The organism is Stenotrophomonas sp. GD03794 (assembly GCF_029842145.1).
Lineage (GTDB): Bacteria > Pseudomonadota > Gammaproteobacteria > Xanthomonadales > Xanthomonadaceae > Stenotrophomonas > Stenotrophomonas riyadhensis.
Genome location: NZ_JAOCFV010000005.1, coordinates 113,449 through 129,258 on the forward strand (window position 1 = coordinate 113,449; position 15,810 = coordinate 129,258).

Sequence of the window (15,810 nt, forward strand, 5' to 3'; positions counted from 1 at the left end):
CTCAGCCGCCTTGACCCGATGCGCCAGCGGGACGATGCCCTGGGCGCGCCAGCAGCAGATGCGAAACGCCGATCGAACGCTCCAGGAAGCCGCCCTCGCAATAGGCCAGGTAGAACTCCCACATCCGGCAGAAGCGCGCGTCAAAGCCCTGCGCCTGCACGGCGGGCAGCTGGGCAAGGAAGCGTTGGCGCCACGCGCGCAGGGTCAGTGCGTAGGAGTGGCCGAAATCCTGCTGGGCGACCAGCTGCAGGTCACTGGAGCGGGTCTTGGCGGCCATGATCGCGTTGATCGATGGAATGAAGCTGCCCGGAAATACATAGCGCTTGATGTAGTCGACGCTGCGCCGTGCCTGTTCGTAACGGTGATCTTCAATGGTGATCGCCTGCAGCAGGGCCACGCCATCCGGCTTCAGCAGTCGCTGCAGCGTGGCCATGTAGGTGTCCAGGTATTCCGCGCCGATGGCTTCGATCATCTCGATCGAGACCAGCTTGTCGTACTGACCCTGCAGGTCGCGATAGTCCTGCATCAGCAGCGTGACCTTGTCCTGCAGGCCGGCAATGCGGACGCGCTCGGTGGCCAGCGCATGCTGCTCGGCGGAGATGGTGGTGGTAGTGACATGGCAGCCATAGTGCTGTGCCGCGTGCAGCGCAAAACCACCCCAACCGGTACCGATCTCCACCACGCGATCGCCCGGCTTGAGTTGCAGTTGCTGGCAGATGCGGTCCAGCTTGCGGTGCGAGGCGGACTCCAGCGACTCGCCGTCTTCGGCGAACAGGGCCGAGGAGTACATCAGGTCCGGCGACAGGAACAGGGCGAAGAAATCGTTGCCGAGGTCATAGTGCGCAGCGATGTTGCGGCGGCTGCCTTCACGGCTGTTGCGGCGCAGGCGGTTCCAGCCGCGCAACAGCCAGCCGCCCACTCGGGCCGGGCCGTGTTCCATGCTGTCGAGCAGATCGCGATTGCGCACCAGCAGGCGTATAAGTGCGACCTGGTCGTCACAGCGCCATTCGCCGTGGATGTAGCTTTCGCCGGCGCCGACGCTGCCTTGTGCCGCCACCTTGCGATAGAACGCCGGGTCATCGATGGTGACGGTGACATGCAGTTCGCCGCGGGCATCGCCCAACCACACTTCGCCCAGCGCGTCGCGCACGCACAGGCGACCGTCGCGCATCGGGGCCAGCTGGGCCAGCAGGCGGCGGCGCAGGAAGGCATCCAATGCGCCGGGGCGCGGCAGCGCGACCGAAGGAGTCATCGAGTTCATCGCGGTTTCTCGGCAAGGGTGGGGTGGTCGTGCACGGGATTGCGTTTCAGCCACAGCCGCAACGCGTGCCAGTGGATGGCGGCCACCACTTGGGTGGTCATCAGTGGATAGCAGGCAAGGACGCGTGCCAGCCCGCGGCCATCCAGGGCGTGCCGTTGCATGACCTGGGTGGCATCAAACTGGCGCGTGCCGTGGCGCCAGACCTGCATGTGCACGCGCAGATCCCCATCAGGGCAGTTGAACCGCCAGTCGTAATGGCAATCCATCGGCATGAAGGGCGAGACATGGAAGCACTTGTCGAACCGCCAGCGCAGCGAGGTGCCTTCGTGCGTGGCCGTCGCGACTGGCAGCACGTAGGCATGCCGCTCCTTCCAGGGCGTGTTGGTGATCTCGGCGACGATGCAGTCCAGCGTGCTGCCATCGGCCCGATAGCAGTAGTAGAAGCTGACCGGGTTGAACACATGCCCGGCGAAGCGGAGATGGGTGAGCAGGCGGACCGGGCCGGTGGGCCGGTAGCCGAGGGTGGATGCAGCGTGGTCGCGCACTGCATCGGCCAAAGGCCGCGCGGGATCGCCGAAGTAATCGCTGCGACGGAACTCGGCCAGGTTGCGGCGATTGATCGACCACAGCCAGCGCCCGGCGAACACGCTGTCGAGTTCATCCAGGTCGAGCAGCAGCTGTGCGATCGGATAGCGGAACGCATGTGGATGCGGAAGGTGCCGGCGATGCATCACCTGCCCGAAGTAGAGTGCGCTGGCGCTCATGCAGCTACCCCTCCGGTCGCCGCCATGACGCGGTGTGGGTCGCAGGTGTGCAGGGCATCGACCACGCGGCGGGCGCTGAGGATGCCGTCCTCATGGAAGCCCCAGCCCCAATAGGCGCCCGCGAACCAGGTGTGGCGGCGGCCCTGCAGCTCGGCCCAGCGCTGTTGCGCGCGCACTGCGGCATGGTCGTGCACCGGGTGGGCGTAGCGCAGGGTGCGCAGCACCTTGCCGGGGTCGATCGCCGCGCTGCGGTTGAGCGTTACCACCAGGGGCGTGTTGCCGGGCAGGTCCTGCAGCAGGTTCATGCAGTAGCTGACCGTGCACGGCGCGGCAGGATCGCGGGGCACATGGGCGTTCCATGCCGCCCACGCCTTGCGGTTGCGTGGCAGCAATGACGCATCGGTGTGCAGCACCGCTTCATTGGTTTGATAGCGGATGGCGCCGAGCACGTCGCGCTCGATGGGGTCGGCGTCACGCAGCAGCGCCAGGGTCTGGTCGCTGTGGCAGGCCAGGATGACCTCATCGAAGCCTTCCACGCCGGCCGCGCTGTGCACGCGTGCGCCCCAGGGCATGCGCTCGACCGACTGCACCGGGCACTCCAGCCGCTCATGCACCCGCCAGCGGGCGCGCAGGGCATCGACATAGCGCGCCGATCCGCCGCTCACCACCCGCCACGGCGCACGCCCGGTCATCTGCAGCATCTGGTGGTTGGCCATGAACTGGGCCAGATAGCGCGCCGGGAAGTCCATCACCGTAGCCGTCGGGGACGACCACAACGCGGAGGCCATCGGCAGCAGGTGCTCGTCGATGAAGGCATCGCCGTAGCGCTGGCTGCGCAGGTACTGGCCCAGCGTTGGGCCCTCGTCTTCTGCCAGCAACAGGGGGGCATCGCGATAGAACCGGCGCAGGTCGGCCAGCATGCCCCAGAACCGCGGTGATACCAGGTTGCGGCGCTGGCAGAACAGGCCATCCAGCGAGGTCGCGTTGTACTCCACGCCGCTGCGCTCGCTGTGCATGGAAAAGCTCATTTTGGTCGGCTTCGACGCCACGCCCAGCTCGTCGAACAGCGCGCTCAGCAAGGGGTAGTGGAGCGGATTGAACACGATGAAGCCGGTGTCCACCGCCATGCGCTGGCCATCCACCTCCACGTCATGGGTGTGGGTATGACCGCCCAGATAGTCGTTGGCCTCGTACAGCGTGACGTCGTGTTCGCCGTCCAGCCACCAGGCGCTGGCCAGTCCGGCAATGCCCGAGCCGATGATTGCGATGCGCATGTCAGTACCTCGCCTTGGCCAGCACCCACTCGGGAATGGGCTTGAGTCCTTTGACCAGCCCAAGCGCCGCCAACGCGCGCAGCCCATACCAGGTCAGGTCGACTTCCCACCAGCGGAAGCCCTGGCGGACGGTGCCCGGGAAGAAGTGGTGGTTGTTGTGCCAGCCTTCGCCGAAGGTGAGCAGCGCCAGCCAGAGGTTGTTGCGACTGTCATCGCGGGTCTCGAAACGGCGGCGGCCGAAGCGGTGCGCCAGCGAGTTGATGGTGACCGTGGCATGGAACAGCACGATGGTGGAGATGAAGAAGCCCCACACCAGCAGTTGCGGGCCGGAGGTGTGCAGGCCCGGTGCCCAGCGCTCCAACCCGGCGCCCAATGCATACAGCGCTGCGGCCAGCAGTACCGGCACGGCCGTATCGAAACGGTCCAGCCAGCGCAGTTCGGGGAAGCGTGCCAGGTCCGGTACCCGCGACAGATCGGTGGCAAAGGCCTCACGGGTCAGGAACCAGCCCATGTGGCTGCGCCAGAAACCGCCTTCACGTGGGGAGTGCGGGTCCAGCGGCTGGTCGGCGTGCCGATGGTGGTGGCGATGATGGGCGGCCCACCACAGCGGTCCGCGCTGTACGCTGGAGGCGCCGATCACCGCGAACACGAACTGCACCGGGCGCGTTGCCTGGAAGGTGCGGTGTGAGAAGTAGCGGTGGTAGAACGCGGTGATCGCGAACATACGCACTGCATACAATGCCGCAGCGACCACCACGGCCGTCCATGAGGCACCGACCCAGATCACCGCCAGGCAGGCGACATGCATCAGCGCGAAGGGTACGGCGCGCAACCAGTCGATGCGCCCCGGCCGCTCGCCGGTGGCCTCTGCGGCGTTGCCGGTATCGAACCAGCGCTGCAGCGTGCTCAGCAGGCGCCAGCGTCGACGGGGAAGGGGCGCTACAGAGGCCATGGCGGATCTCGGCGGGTGTCGTGTCTTCCTTTACGCAGCAGGATGCGCAATGGATGCGCCACGGCGCAGTAAATTTCCACTTCACCTGGGCGTCACGACGCAGCGCTCAACCAGAGACTGCGTCCACGCCTGTTGCCAGTCGCTTGCCGGATGCTCGGCCGGTGGCGAGCGGAAGCGCACGGTCACCTGCGGGTAGCTGCCGCGCGCATCGCGCAGGTTGCTGGTGCCGCGGAACTCCAGCAGGCGACGGTCGCCGTTGGCATAGACCAGTGACAGGCGCGGTGCGATGCCGCCGTACCAGGTGTCCAGGCTGACTTCGATTGCCTGGGCGTCGATGCCCTGCCAGCGAACCGGGCCGGTGCGTCGCACCTGCACCGGGAAGTAGCGCTGGCGTGCCGGCACCAGGAATGGCAGCGTGATGCGCTCGCCCCGAAGCAGCGTCGGCCAGTGCAGGCGTACGGCAGCGTCGAATCCCGCATCGATGACCGCGTCCGGTGGCAGTTCAAGCCGGCGCCGACGCAGCAGGCTGGTGGCATCCTCCTTCCAGGCAATCGACACCGAGTCGCCAGCTGCGTCGACTTCGGCGGTCTGGCCGCTGCGGCGGTCCTGCAGCGAATAGCCCCGTGCCTGCGGGCGGGCGCTGGCTGGCAAGTGCTTGCGGGCGAAGGGCTGGCCATCCGGGCACTGGTACAGCACCCAGCGCTCGGCACCCTCCGTTGCTTCGCGCCGCCAGTGCACTTCACGGTAGAGGATGTCGCCCTGCGCGGAGGTGGCCACGCCTTCACTTCGCAGCCAGGGTGCCGCCAGCGCAGCATGGGGCAGGCACAGCAGCAGCCAGGCAGTGCGCATGGTGTTCATCCGGAAGGGGGGGGCCCAGGTCATACGGCGGGGATGGCCGGTTGGATGCGCTACGTCGCCTGCATCCAATTGCGGCCTTCGCGCGTACAGGGGACAGACCTTCACCCGCCCGCCGCGAACGCAGATGTACCCTGACGCCGCCAGCACACTCCTCAACTTCGATACCGCACGCATCGTGTCCAGTTCCCAGCAGCCGAGCAGCGAGCCGACGAACTGGGCCGGTGACATGGACGGCGTGGCACGGCTTCGTGACCGCGATTGTTTCATGCGGATCTACGACTACTTCATGCCGCGGTTGTGCGTGTACCTGCGCGGCCTGGGCGTGCCCGACGCGGTGGCAGAGGAGCTGGCGCAGGAGAGCCTGTTGCGCCTGTGGCTGCGGGCCGCCGATTTCGACCCCGGGCAGGGGGCCTTGAGTACGTGGTTGTATCGCATCGCCCGCAACCTGCATATCGATCGCATACGGCGCGAACGCAGTTGGATGCAGGTGCAGGCCGCGGTGGAACATGCGGCAACACTGGACGTGGTCGAGCGCAGCAGTGCCGAGCAGTTCGCCGATCAGGCGCGCCTGCGCCAGCGCATCAACGAGCTGCCTGCGGTGCAGGCGCGGCTGGTGCGGATGTCCTATTTCGAAGCCAAGAGCCACAGCGAAATCGCCGAGGCGTTGGGCATGCCGCTGGGGACGGTCAAATCACACCTGCGCCGAGCGTTCCTGCAACTGCAGGCGAAAGTGGGAGGTGCGCTGTGAATCCGCACCACCACCTGCACGAATCCACCCTGATGAGCTATGCCGCCGGGGCGCTGCCGGCGCCGTTGAGTATCGTGGCCGGTGCCCACCTGGAGCAGTGCCCGCATTGCCGTCAGCGCCTGCGCGAGGCTGAGGCGATCGGCTCTGCTCTGCTGGAACAGACACAGCCGTCCACCGCCGATTCGCGGCGTGAGCAGTTGCGTGAGGCCATGCTGATGCAGTTGGCTGCGGAAATGCCGATTGCCATGACCGGAGCCGCGCGTTCCGTGCCGAAGGAGCGGCCCGAGGCCGACCCGGACCATCTGCCTGCCTCGCTGCACCCTTTCTTCGGCGCCTCGCTCAGCGGGTTGCGTTGGCGCTGGATGGCGCCGGGCGTGCACTGCATCCGTGCGGAGCAGATGCCGTCGCTGATCATGCTGAAGATCGCCCCGGGCAAGTGCCTGCCCATGCACAGCCATGGCCGCAGCGAGCTGACCCAGATCCTGCGCGGTTCCTACAACGATGCGCTGGGGCTGTTTGCGCCGGGCGACGTGGCGGATCTGGATGAGGACGTGGAGCATCAGCCGGTGACGGCGCCGGGCGTACCGTGCATCTGCGTGTCGGCGCTGGATGCGCCACTGGTGTTCAGTGGCTGGCTGGCGCGGAAGATCCAGCGTTTCGTGAAGCTCTAGGATGCGTGCAGCGATGGCAATGGGCGCGCTACGGATTCTGTTGACCGGTGCCACGGGGCTGGTGGGGCAGGGCGTGGCCCTGGCCTGCCAGCGCTCGCCCCGGGTTTCCGATCTGACTGCACTGGTCCGGCGCCCGGGCAGCCTCGACGGTAGCGGCAGCGAGCTGATCGTGCCGGACTTCCTTAGGATCGAGGAACGGCAGGATGATCTGTCGGGGTTCGATGCCTGTTTCTACTGCGCGGGCGCTCCACCGGTCGGCACGGCCGAGGCCGAGTACCGAAGAGTGACACTGGAGACCACCTTGGCCGTCGCCCGCGCCTGGGCCACGGTGAACCCGCAGGGGTGTTTCCTGTATGTATCCGGCGCCGGTGCGGATGCGCGAAGCCGGTTGATGCCATTGCGGATCAAGGGCGAGGCAGAGCGGGCACTGCAGTCGCTGCCGGTCCGCACGGTCATGCTGCGTCCGGGTGGCGTTCGCCCCGTGCAGGGCACCGGCACCCGTCATGGCCTGCTGAAGCCGCTGTACTGGGGTGGCGCACCCTTGATGAAACTGGCGAGTGTGATCGCGCCGTCACTGGTGACCAGCAACCTGGCACTGGGCCAGGCGATGATTGCGCTGGCCGGCATGGAGCATTCGCCGGCCACGGTGGAGTGCGCGGACATCAACCGGATCGCGACGGACGTGCGCGACCCGGTTGCCTGACCTCAATGCGCGGCACCTTCCAGTGCGGTACGCACCGCCTGGGCCAGGTCGCTGCGGGTAAATGGCTTGGGCAGCAGCGCGGCCGCCCGGCCCTGGGTGCCGACCGCGTCGTGATCGCGTGGATAGCCTGAGGTGAACAGGACCGCGACGTCGGGCCAGCGCTCCCGGACTTCCCGCACCAGCTCCCAGCCCGACATGCCGGGCATCACCACGTCGGAGAACAGCAGGTCGACCGTAGTGTCCGGACGTTCCAGCAGCCGTAGTGCGGATGGGCCATCGTGCGCTTCCAGCACGCGATAGCCCAGCAGGCGCAGTGCATCAACGGTGTGCGCACGCACGTCATCGTTGTCCTCGGCCACCAGGATGGTTTCCTCGCGTGGCGAGTAACCGGCCAGGCCGGTCGGTGGTGCGCTCGCCTCGCAGGGCAGGGCCAGTGCCGAACGCGGGAACATCATGGTGATGCTGGTGCCGCCGCCCTCCACCGAATCGATCAGTACATGGCCGCCGGACTGCTTGACGAAGCCATGCACCATCGACAGGCCCAGGCCGGTACCACGGCCAACCTGCTTGGTGGTGAAGAAGGGTTCGAACACGCGCGCGAGGGTAGCCGCGTCCATGCCGTGGCCGTTGTCGCGGACCCGCAGCATCACGTATTCGCCAGGCGCTGCATCGGGGAACAAGGCAGCGTAGTCGTGGTCGAGATGGCTGTTGTCGACCTCGATCACCAGCCGGCCCCCGTGGGGCATGGCATCGCGGGCGTTGACGGCCAGGTTGAGTACCGATGCCTCCAGCTGGCTGACGTCGATCTCGACGCACCAGACGTCCTCGGCGGCGCGGATTTCCAGCTGTACCAGCTCACCCAGGGCGCGCTGCAGCATGTCATGCATGTCCAGCAGGCGGTCATTGAGATTGGCTGCCTGGCTGTGCAGTGGCTGGCGCCGGGCAAATGCCAGCAGGCGCTGGGTCAGGCTGGCGGCACGGCCCACGCCTTTCAGAGCATTGTCCAGCGCACGACTGACCATGTCGCCCGGCTCGCCGGCCCGCTCGCTGAGCAGCATGGCGTGTTCAACGTTGCCGGAAATCACCGTCAGGATATTGTTGAAATCGTGGGCGATGCCGCCGGTGAGCTGGCCCACCGCTTCAATCTTCTGTGACTGGCGCAGCGCATGCTCGGCCTGCAGGCGTGCAGTCGTTTCCACCGCTTCGGAGACCACGGCGGTCACCGCGCCCTCGGCATCCAACAGCGGACGGAACGAGAAATCGTAGCTGCGGCGGCCGGTCGGCAGTTCCAGCTCCAGCGCATGCAACGAGCTGTGGCCCTTCGCGGCAGCGGCAATGGCCTGGTCCACGAGGATGCCGACGTCATCGCTGGTGGCAAACCACGGCGATTGCCCGTAGCGCTGGCCTACAACGTCGGGCTTGTCGGCCAATACGGCAGCCAATGAGGCGACATTGGCGTCGACCACGCGGCCATCCAGGTCCAGCAGCACCTGATGCTGGAAGCTGGATTCGAAGATGGCCTGCAAGCGTCGTTTGCTGGCCCGGAGTTCGGTGGTACGCGCCTGCACCTGCCGTTCGAGCAGCTGGTTGTCTTCGCGCAGGGCCAGCTCCGCCTGCTTCAGCCCGGAGACGTCGCTGCCCAGGCAGATGTAGCCGACCACAGCGCCGTCGGCGCCTCGCTCCGGCACGCAGTCCATCTGCACGAAACGTGATTCGCCGCTGCGGTGGGCCAGCTCCACCTGGAAGCGGGTGCGCTCGCCCTGCAGCACCCGTTCGATGCTGGGCAGCGCCTGCTCAAACGCGGAGACTCCGCTGACATCGCGCGCCGTACGGCCCAGCAGTTCGGCCAGGCTGACGCCGTGCCAGTCCAGGAAGGCCTTGTTGGCGAAGCGGTAGCGATGCTCCTTGTCGAGCTGGGCAATCAGTGCCGGGACGGCATCGGTCACCTGCTGCAGCTGGGCCTGGCTGTCATTCAGGGCGGCCTGCGCGTGGGCCAGCTGGGTACGCTCGTTCGCCTCCTGGCGGGCGCGGCGGATCGCATCCGGCAGGCGCTGCAGGCGCTGCTTGACCACGTAATCGCGTGCGCCACGGGTCAGCGCCTGCACCGCCAGTTCTTCGGTCAGCGTGCCGGAAACGAAGATGAAGGGCGTCTGCGGAATCCGCTCGCGCGCCAGCGCCAGTGCAGCGTCGCCGTCGAATCCGGGCAGCACATGATCGGCCAGGATCACATCGAAGGCGCGATTCTCGATTGCCTCGATGAAGGCATTGCGGGTCCACAGGCGCTCAGCCTCGAAGTCGAGGCCGGCCCGCTGCAGTTGTGCGGTGATCAGTTCCGCATCAAGCGCACTGTCCTCCAGCATGAGGATGCGCAGGCGCTCGCTGCGGCGCGATCCATCACGCATTGTGCTGCCCCGAGCCGTTGGGGCGATGCGGTGGTGGCTGGTTGGTGATGCCCCAGAACATGCCCAGGCCCTGGATCGCGTCGAAGAATTCCTTGAAATCGACTGGCTTGACCACGAACGCATTGACGCCCAGTTCGTAACTGCGCACCAGATCCTGCTCTTCGCGGGAGGAGGTCAGCATCACCACCGGCGTGCTGCTCAGGTTCGAATCGCCACGCACCTGCTCCAGCACCTCCAGGCCGTTCACCTTGGGCAGCTTCAGGTCCAGCAGCACCACCACCGGGCCGCCGTGGTTGGCGCCGGCGAATTTGCCTTCGCAGCGCAGGTAATCCAGCGCTTCGGCGCCGTCACGTACATGGATGACATCGTTCAGCAACTGGCAACGCGCAAGTGCGGCCAGCGTCAGCTCTGCATCCTTGGGGCTGTCCTCTACCAGGAGGATCGGCCGCAGGTCCCTCATGGGTGATCTCCTGTGGAACGGGGTAAGGTGAAATGGATCGTGGCGCCCTTGCCGGGTTCGCCCTCGGCCCAGGTCCTGCCGCCATGGCGGCCGACGATACGGCGCACATTGGCCAGGCCGATGCCGGTGCCTTCGAATTCCTCGACGTGATGCAGGCGCTGGAACACGCCGAACAGCTTGTCGACATAACGCATGTCGAAACCGCAGCCGTTGTCGCGCACGAAGAAGTGGTCCTCCTCATCGAGGCGCTCATGGCCGATCTCGATCACCGCCTGCTCGCGCTCACGGGTGAATTTGACCGCGTTGGCCAGCAGGTTCTGCCAGACCAGGCGCATCATCGTCGGGTCGGCCTGCACCTCCGGCAGCGGCGCCAGCGTCCACTGTACGTCGCGTCCGGCGTAGTCCAGTGCCAGGCTCCTGCGGACATCCTCGGCCAGTGCCGCCATGTCCAGCCGCACCCGGCCGAGCGTGGAGCGGCCCATCTGCGAGAAGCTCAGCAGGTCGTCCACCAGCGTTCCGGCAGATTTGGCCGATTCCACGATCGTATCCAGGAAGCGGCGCTCGGTATCGTTGAGGCGTTCGCCGGCCGAGCTGCCCAGCAGCTCCGAGTAACCGACGATGTGGCGGAAGGGCGCACGCAGGTCGTGGCTGACCGAATAGGAAAACGCTTCAAGCTCCTTGTTGCTGCGGACCAGCTGCTCGTTGAGCTCGGCCATTTCCTCGGCCTTGCGCAGCACGATGTCGACGATGGCGGTGCGCATCTCGTGGGCGGCATCACGGTCGGCATCGTTCCACGGCAGGCTGCGCTGCTGCACGGTTTCCTTCCAGGCCTCGAAGGAGCTGCGCGGCGACAGTGCCACGTCGAGTACCGCGGTCTTGCGCGGATCGCCGCCCCAGCGCACGGTACGCACCACTTCAGGGCGGAACCACATCAGGTAGCTGTCATGCAGCTGCGAAATGGACACCGCCAGTACGCCGCTGGCCACGTCGGACAGGCGCGCGCCTGGCGCCCAGTCGGCTGCCAGATGGTCACTGCAGTACGTTTCCTGCCCGGCCTGCTGTGCCGCCAGCCAATCGGCCAGGGCCAGCACGTCGGTTGCGGGCGGGCACTGGCCCACACGCATGCAGTCGCCCTTGTGCACGATGGCGGCGCCTGCTGCGCCGGTCAGCGACAGCAGGCTGGCTTCGTCGTGGCGCAGCGCAGCCATGAAATCCTCGTCGCCGGCCATGCGTGCCAGCAGCTTGACCAGCACCGAGCGGCGCGCCACGCGCTCTTCGATGGCGCGTGCACGCTCCTTCAGCGCGATCTGCAGCGACAGGATCTGGCCCATGAATTCGCAGGCAGTGCGCACGTGATAGGGCAGGCGGCGCGGTTGAACCGTGTGGCAGGACACCAGACCCCACAGCTGGCCCTCATGCACCAGTGACACCGACATCGACGCGCCGGTGCCCATGTTGCGCATGTACTGCAGGTGCACGGGCGAAACGCTGCGCAGCACGGCCAGGCTCAGGTCGGTGGCCGGCGCGTCGCGGTGCGCCTCGCTGCGCATCAGTGGGGCAGGGGTGTAGTTGTTGTCCGCGATCAGTCGCACCCGGTTGCGCCGATACAGCTCGCGGGCCTGGGCCGGAATGTCCGATTCGGGGAAGCGCAGGTCCAGGTAGGACGGCAACAGGCCGTTGCCATCCTCAGCGACCACGATGCCGTTCCAGCCGGCGTCGAACTGGTAGACCAGGGTGCGGTCGAAGCCGGTCAGCCGGCGCATGTGCGCGGCCGCCAACTGGCACAGATCTTCCACGGTGGTAGCCGATTCGATGCCGGTCATCAGTTCGCGGATCGACGGATACAATTCTTCCAGCGAACCAGGCTGGCCGGGAACCGGTGCCTCCAGTTCGATCAGCAGATCGGTGGCGGAGCGATGCACCAACAGCTGATGCCGGCCGTGGCCATCCAGGTGCACGGCGCCGACATGCGCGCTGCTGCCCACCGTGGCCTGCTGGAACAGCGCCTGGAAGGGCGCCAGCACGCCGCCCAGTACCTCGCTGACATGCTGCATCAAGGGTTCGCCGAACTGCTGCAGCAGCCCTTGCTGGCTGATGGCACGCTCACGCACCCGCAGTGACTGCGGCTCCACTACAAGAAGCACACCGTATGGCTGGATGGCACCGGGCGTATGAATCGGCTCACGCGCACAACGGGACTGGGCGGTGTCGTGCGTGGACTCGGCAGAAGGCATCAAAGGCGGGACTCATGATTCGTGGATGGCTGGAATGGCCCAGCGTTGCATCCGGCATGCATGGATGGTGACGCAAAATCGTGCATTCGCATACCAGCACGTGCGCGTGAAGAACGTTTCATTCAAACCTGAATTCTTCATCTGAGCATTCCAACAGCACTTGCATGTTTCGCGAAAGGTACATGTGCGCTGCACGCGCGCTCGACACCCACTTGCCTAGGGTGAACGCACATTCCTGAGTGACTACGCCCCGTGAACCTGCAGACCTTGCTTTCAACGCCATACCGCATGCTTGCCGACAGCTGCCAGTTTGAGCTGCTGGATGTGGATGCCCTGCAGGATCCGGCCAGTGGGCGCCTGCTCCACCTGTACTCACTGGTTGCGCGCTGCCTGTGCTGCGAAACGGTGTTCAAGGCGGAGGAAGGGCAAGGGCTGGTCAGCCACACCGCCGCGCGCGTGGTGCGATGCCCCACGGGTTGTGGCCAGCAGGCGTTCAAGCCGGCGTTGCTGCGTGCATGGCAGCCGCAGCGCGTTGCACAGGCCTGAGAGCACTGATACCGGGTCACAGCAACCCGGGATTGGCGCGCCACGCCGCGAAGTTCAGCGCGGATGCGAACGATATCCAGGCCAGGTAAGGCAGCAGCATCACCGCCGCACCACGATGGATGCGGGCGAAGGCAACGATCGTTGCGCACACCAGCGTGATCAGTACCAGGATGTCGACGAAGGCCAGCGCGCCCAGCTTCCAGCCGAAGAACAGCCAGCTCCATAGCGCATTGACGGCCAACTGCAGCAGATAGAGCGTCAGCCCCGGTTGTGCACCTCGCCAGCCGCGCTCACGCCAGACCAGCCATGCAGCAACAGCCATCATCGCGTAGAGCAGGCTCCATACCGGGCCAAACACGTTGGCAGGCGGTGCCCAGGCGGGAAGGGCGAGAGTGGCGTAGAAGCTGGCGGCGGATGTCGATGCCCATGCGCCGACTGCGGCCGCCGCAAAGGTGATCACGCCCCATCCCAGAAGACCCATAACCTGTGAACGCCGCTTCATTCCGTGCCGCTCCATCCTGCGTTTACCCGCTCATACGAACGGAAGCGGCAAATGGATGCAGCCCGGGGCGATCAGTCTGAAGAACCCGCGGCGCTTCCACCTTCGGCAGCCGGCAACAGCGAAGGGCGCTGATCGAACCATTCACGCGCCTTGGCCAGATGCCACTGGCGCTGTTCGCCATCAAGCTCGATGCCGGCGCCCAGCAGCCCCCAGCGCAGATAGAGATCGCCACGCTTGCGCTGCTCCAGCAGATCCAGCCGCGCACGTACCGACAGGCGATCATTCTCGGCCTGCAGGCCGTCGACCAGAAGATGCCCCGGGCGCCAACGCAGCGTGGCCTGTGCATCGACCTGGCCGGAGTCGAGCAGGGACAGCGTCCAGCGCGGATAGTCGGTGCGCTTGGCGAACACGGCCAGCAAGGGGCGTGCATCGCTCAGGGTCAGATCGGTGATAGCGTCCACCTGGAACGGAGACTGCGCGTCGATGCGGCCCCGCTTGAACACGGCGCGGCCTTTCCACGCGCTGCTGGAATCGGTGCGCGCCACCTGCACATTGCGCAGCTCCACGGTGGTGCCGGACAGATCGAAATGGCGCTGGTTGAAGTCCCCACGGCGAAGCGTCGCGTTCACGTCGACATCGCCGCCCATGTCCAGGCCCGCCACCTTGGCGCTGGCATTGCGACCCAGCAGCCGCGCGGTGCCGTGGCCGACGCGGCCATCGGTGTCGAGCGTGGCGTCGCCGCTGAGGCTGCCGGTGCCACGCAGCAGGCGCACCTGTTGAGAGCCAAGGTAGCGGTTGTAGGCGGCCAGGTCCGGGATGGTCGCTTGGCTGAAGCGCAGCCGCGCACGAACGCCCTTGCGCAGTTCCTGTAGGCGGCCGTCGCCGGTGAGGTCCACGGCCAGGTCGCGCCCGTCGAACAGGCGCACATCCTTCGCATCGCTTGGGCGAGCGGTGAAGCGGGGCAGCCGGATCGCCAGCTGTGCCTGAGTGGGGGTGCCGGCCTTCAGCTCGCCATGCGCACTGGCCGTGCCGGCCAGGCGCACGCCAGCGACCTCGGCCACGGCGGCAGCCGAAGGAATGTCCACGGTGCTGCCTTCGATCAGCTCACCATTGCGCAGGCGTAGGTCGGCCTTCAGCGTGCCGCCGCCATCCAGCTGCAGCCACGGCTTGCGCACGAACAGGGCAGGGATCCAGTTGAGCGAGGTGAAGGTCCATTCGCCACGCACGGTACCGGAGCTGCGCTCCAGCAGCTGGGAAGGGTGCTGGAAGGGAATCTCGCGCCCGGTGATGTGCAGGTCGGCATCGATGCCGGCGGCCGAATCCGGGCGTGGCGGCAGGCGGGCCTGCAGGCGCAGGTCGTTGGCTACATTGAGCTGCAGGGCCAGCACACCGCGATCGGGCGCGCCATCGCCGAGGAAGAGCGGCACCTGCCACAGCGCGCGGTCACCGGGTTGCAGTTGGCCGTCGAACAGGTGGACCGCCAGTTGCAGGCGTCCGGGCACGGGCGCGCTGGAGATCTTTGGCGTTGTGGCGTCCGTATCCATGCGCAGGCCCTGGCTGCGCGCGTCCAAATCAAGTTGCGCATGCAGCAGCTTCAACTTGGCCAGGCCAGGCGCCTGATCGCGATAGTGGCGCGGATAGCTGAAGCGCGCAGTCAGATCCATGTCGCCCAGCAGCTGCACGCCGTCATAGCTGGTATCTGCTTTGCTGAACGAGACCTCGGAATCGAACAGTTCCGATGGGCCGCCGCGCAGCTGCTTGAGGAACCCGACCGTGCCCTGGCCCTTGCCGATGATCAGCAGCTTGCCGAGCCGGGCGCTGCGGATGCTGTCGCTGTCGATGGCGTCGAAACGCAGGGTCCAACCCTGGTCGCCGCGCGGGGGCGACGGAATGGCGTCCTCGACGCGACTGATTTCGGCCGACACGCCTGTGGCCTGCAATCGGGGAACCCGCACTTCGCGGCGGAACAGGGGCAACACGGCCAGCCGGGCGCTGGCGCGTTCGGCGTGCAGCACGTAGACGGTGTGGTTGACGTGCCCGCGCATGTGCACGTTCCACGCGATCACATGGCCAGGCAGCAGCGTGATGGCCGGGCCGGTGGTCATCACGAACTTGTGCGGCTTGCGGTTGGTGACCTGGTCGAACAGCGGGGTGTTGAGGAAGATGTTGCCGGCCAGCAGGTAGGCAGCGTACACGACAAGCAGAATGCGCACCGTGAGGCGCGCATGGCGAGGCCATTGAGGGTAGCGAACGGAAATCAGCGGCTTCAACCTTCATCACATGGGGAGCCAGCGCACTATTGCGAAGTGTTGGGTTGCACCGTGTGAATGCGGGCGTGGAGACGGCCTGAAGTCGGCTACCTGGAGCAATTAGGTGGCACTTGGAATAAGTGCAATGCTTTTTTCCGGGATTATCAACCCAATAGCGGCGGCCTA

General features: G+C 66.4%; 14 protein-coding genes. 4 read left to right on the top strand and 10 right to left on the bottom strand.

Annotation, left to right across the window (positions count from 1 at the left end):
* Position 1: 1 nt before the first annotated feature.
* The 5 genes from N5D91_RS04730 to N5D91_RS04750 form a co-directional block, all read right to left on the bottom strand.
* Positions 2-1,261, bottom strand: a complete 1,260-nt coding sequence (locus tag N5D91_RS04730) for a cyclopropane-fatty-acyl-phospholipid synthase family protein (protein WP_153855312.1) — start codon at positions 1,259-1,261, stop codon at positions 2-4.
* Positions 1,258-2,025 carry a DUF1365 domain-containing protein gene (locus tag N5D91_RS04735; protein WP_110712283.1) on the bottom strand — a complete coding sequence of 256 codons (768 nt, stop codon included), beginning with the start codon at positions 2,023-2,025 and terminating at the stop codon, positions 1,258-1,260. The genes N5D91_RS04730 and N5D91_RS04735 overlap by 4 nt, the downstream gene beginning before the upstream one ends.
* A complete protein-coding gene (locus tag N5D91_RS04740; RefSeq protein ID WP_180854418.1) occupies positions 2,022-3,299 on the bottom strand; it encodes an FAD-dependent oxidoreductase in 1,278 nt (425 codons plus the stop codon). The genes N5D91_RS04735 and N5D91_RS04740 overlap by 4 nt, the downstream gene beginning before the upstream one ends.
* Position 3,300: 1 nt before the next feature.
* On the bottom strand, positions 3,301-4,251 hold the full coding sequence (locus N5D91_RS04745) for an acyl-CoA desaturase (RefSeq protein ID WP_180854417.1): 951 nt from the start codon (positions 4,249-4,251) through the stop codon (positions 3,301-3,303).
* A gap of 81 nt (positions 4,252-4,332) precedes the next feature.
* A complete protein-coding gene (locus N5D91_RS04750) occupies positions 4,333-5,100 on the bottom strand; it encodes a hypothetical protein (RefSeq protein ID WP_180854416.1) in 768 nt (255 codons plus the stop codon).
* A 133-nt stretch (positions 5,101-5,233) separates the two neighbouring features.
* Between N5D91_RS04750 and N5D91_RS04755 the strand changes: the two genes are divergently transcribed.
* From N5D91_RS04755 to N5D91_RS04765, 3 genes are read left to right on the top strand one after another with little or no spacing between them, the layout of a single operon-like run.
* The gene (locus N5D91_RS04755) at positions 5,234-5,857 is read left to right on the top strand and encodes a sigma-70 family RNA polymerase sigma factor (RefSeq protein WP_164160529.1); all 624 of its coding nucleotides are present in this window, start codon (positions 5,234-5,236) and stop codon (positions 5,855-5,857) included.
* On the top strand, positions 5,854-6,528 hold the full coding sequence (locus N5D91_RS04760; RefSeq protein ID WP_110712288.1) for a ChrR family anti-sigma-E factor: 675 nt from the start codon (positions 5,854-5,856) through the stop codon (positions 6,526-6,528). The genes N5D91_RS04755 and N5D91_RS04760 overlap by 4 nt, the downstream gene beginning before the upstream one ends.
* A gap of 19 nt (positions 6,529-6,547) precedes the next feature.
* The gene (locus tag N5D91_RS04765; RefSeq protein ID WP_180854447.1) at positions 6,548-7,231 is read left to right on the top strand and encodes an oxidoreductase; all 684 of its coding nucleotides are present in this window, start codon (positions 6,548-6,550) and stop codon (positions 7,229-7,231) included.
* Positions 7,232-7,233: 2 nt separating this feature from the next.
* Here the strand turns inward: N5D91_RS04765 and N5D91_RS04770 are convergent, their stop codons facing one another.
* Genes N5D91_RS04770 through N5D91_RS04780 form a run of 3 tightly spaced genes read right to left on the bottom strand, consistent with a single transcriptional unit; the run spans position 7,234 to position 12,327 of the window.
* Positions 7,234-9,633: a hybrid sensor histidine kinase/response regulator gene (locus N5D91_RS04770; protein ID WP_180854415.1), complete on the bottom strand. Its 2,400-nt coding sequence runs from the start codon at positions 9,631-9,633 to the stop codon at positions 7,234-7,236.
* Positions 9,626-10,093 carry a response regulator gene (locus N5D91_RS04775; RefSeq protein WP_110712290.1) on the bottom strand — a complete coding sequence of 156 codons (468 nt, stop codon included), beginning with the start codon at positions 10,091-10,093 and terminating at the stop codon, positions 9,626-9,628. The genes N5D91_RS04770 and N5D91_RS04775 overlap by 8 nt, the downstream gene beginning before the upstream one ends.
* Positions 10,090-12,327, bottom strand: a complete 2,238-nt coding sequence (locus tag N5D91_RS04780) for an ATP-binding protein (RefSeq protein WP_180854414.1) — start codon at positions 12,325-12,327, stop codon at positions 10,090-10,092. The genes N5D91_RS04775 and N5D91_RS04780 overlap by 4 nt, the downstream gene beginning before the upstream one ends.
* A 252-nt stretch (positions 12,328-12,579) precedes the next feature.
* Between N5D91_RS04780 and N5D91_RS04785 the strand changes: the two genes are divergently transcribed.
* Positions 12,580-12,873 (top strand): hypothetical protein, encoded by a 294-nt coding sequence (locus tag N5D91_RS04785; protein WP_180854413.1) that lies wholly within the window; start codon positions 12,580-12,582, stop codon positions 12,871-12,873.
* A 16-nt stretch (positions 12,874-12,889) separates the two neighbouring features.
* Here N5D91_RS04785 and N5D91_RS04790 read toward each other — a convergent pair whose 3' ends face one another.
* Both N5D91_RS04790 and N5D91_RS04795 read right to left on the bottom strand, forming a co-directional pair.
* A complete protein-coding gene (locus N5D91_RS04790; RefSeq protein WP_180854412.1) occupies positions 12,890-13,375 on the bottom strand; it encodes a TspO/MBR family protein in 486 nt (161 codons plus the stop codon).
* Between the two features lie 71 nt (positions 13,376-13,446).
* Positions 13,447-15,588, bottom strand: a complete 2,142-nt coding sequence (locus N5D91_RS04795; protein ID WP_279907109.1) for a hypothetical protein — start codon at positions 15,586-15,588, stop codon at positions 13,447-13,449.
* Between the last annotated feature and the right edge of the window lie 222 nt (positions 15,589-15,810).

Coding starts and splice junctions, on each gene's coding strand:
- N5D91_RS04745 (WP_180854417.1), bottom strand. CDS start 4,251: ATGGCCTCTGTAGCGCCCCTTCCCCGTCGACGCTGGCGCCTGCTGAGC.
- N5D91_RS04735 (WP_110712283.1), bottom strand. CDS start 2,025: ATGAGCGCCAGCGCACTCTACTTCGGGCAGGTGATGCATCGCCGGCAC.
- N5D91_RS04770 (WP_180854415.1), bottom strand. CDS start 9,633: ATGCGTGATGGATCGCGCCGCAGCGAGCGCCTGCGCATCCTCATGCTG.
- N5D91_RS04780 (WP_180854414.1), bottom strand. CDS start 12,327: ATGCCTTCTGCCGAGTCCACGCACGACACCGCCCAGTCCCGTTGTGCG.
- N5D91_RS04775 (WP_110712290.1), bottom strand. CDS start 10,093: ATGAGGGACCTGCGGCCGATCCTCCTGGTAGAGGACAGCCCCAAGGAT.
- N5D91_RS04755 (WP_164160529.1), top strand. CDS start 5,234: ATGTACCCTGACGCCGCCAGCACACTCCTCAACTTCGATACCGCACGC.
- N5D91_RS04750 (WP_180854416.1), bottom strand. CDS start 5,100: ATGCGCACTGCCTGGCTGCTGCTGTGCCTGCCCCATGCTGCGCTGGCG.
- N5D91_RS04765 (WP_180854447.1), top strand. CDS start 6,548: ATGGGCGCGCTACGGATTCTGTTGACCGGTGCCACGGGGCTGGTGGGG.
- N5D91_RS04730 (WP_153855312.1), bottom strand. CDS start 1,261: ATGAACTCGATGACTCCTTCGGTCGCGCTGCCGCGCCCCGGCGCATTG.
- N5D91_RS04740 (WP_180854418.1), bottom strand. CDS start 3,299: ATGCGCATCGCAATCATCGGCTCGGGCATTGCCGGACTGGCCAGCGCC.
- N5D91_RS04790 (WP_180854412.1), bottom strand. CDS start 13,375: ATGAAGCGGCGTTCACAGGTTATGGGTCTTCTGGGATGGGGCGTGATC.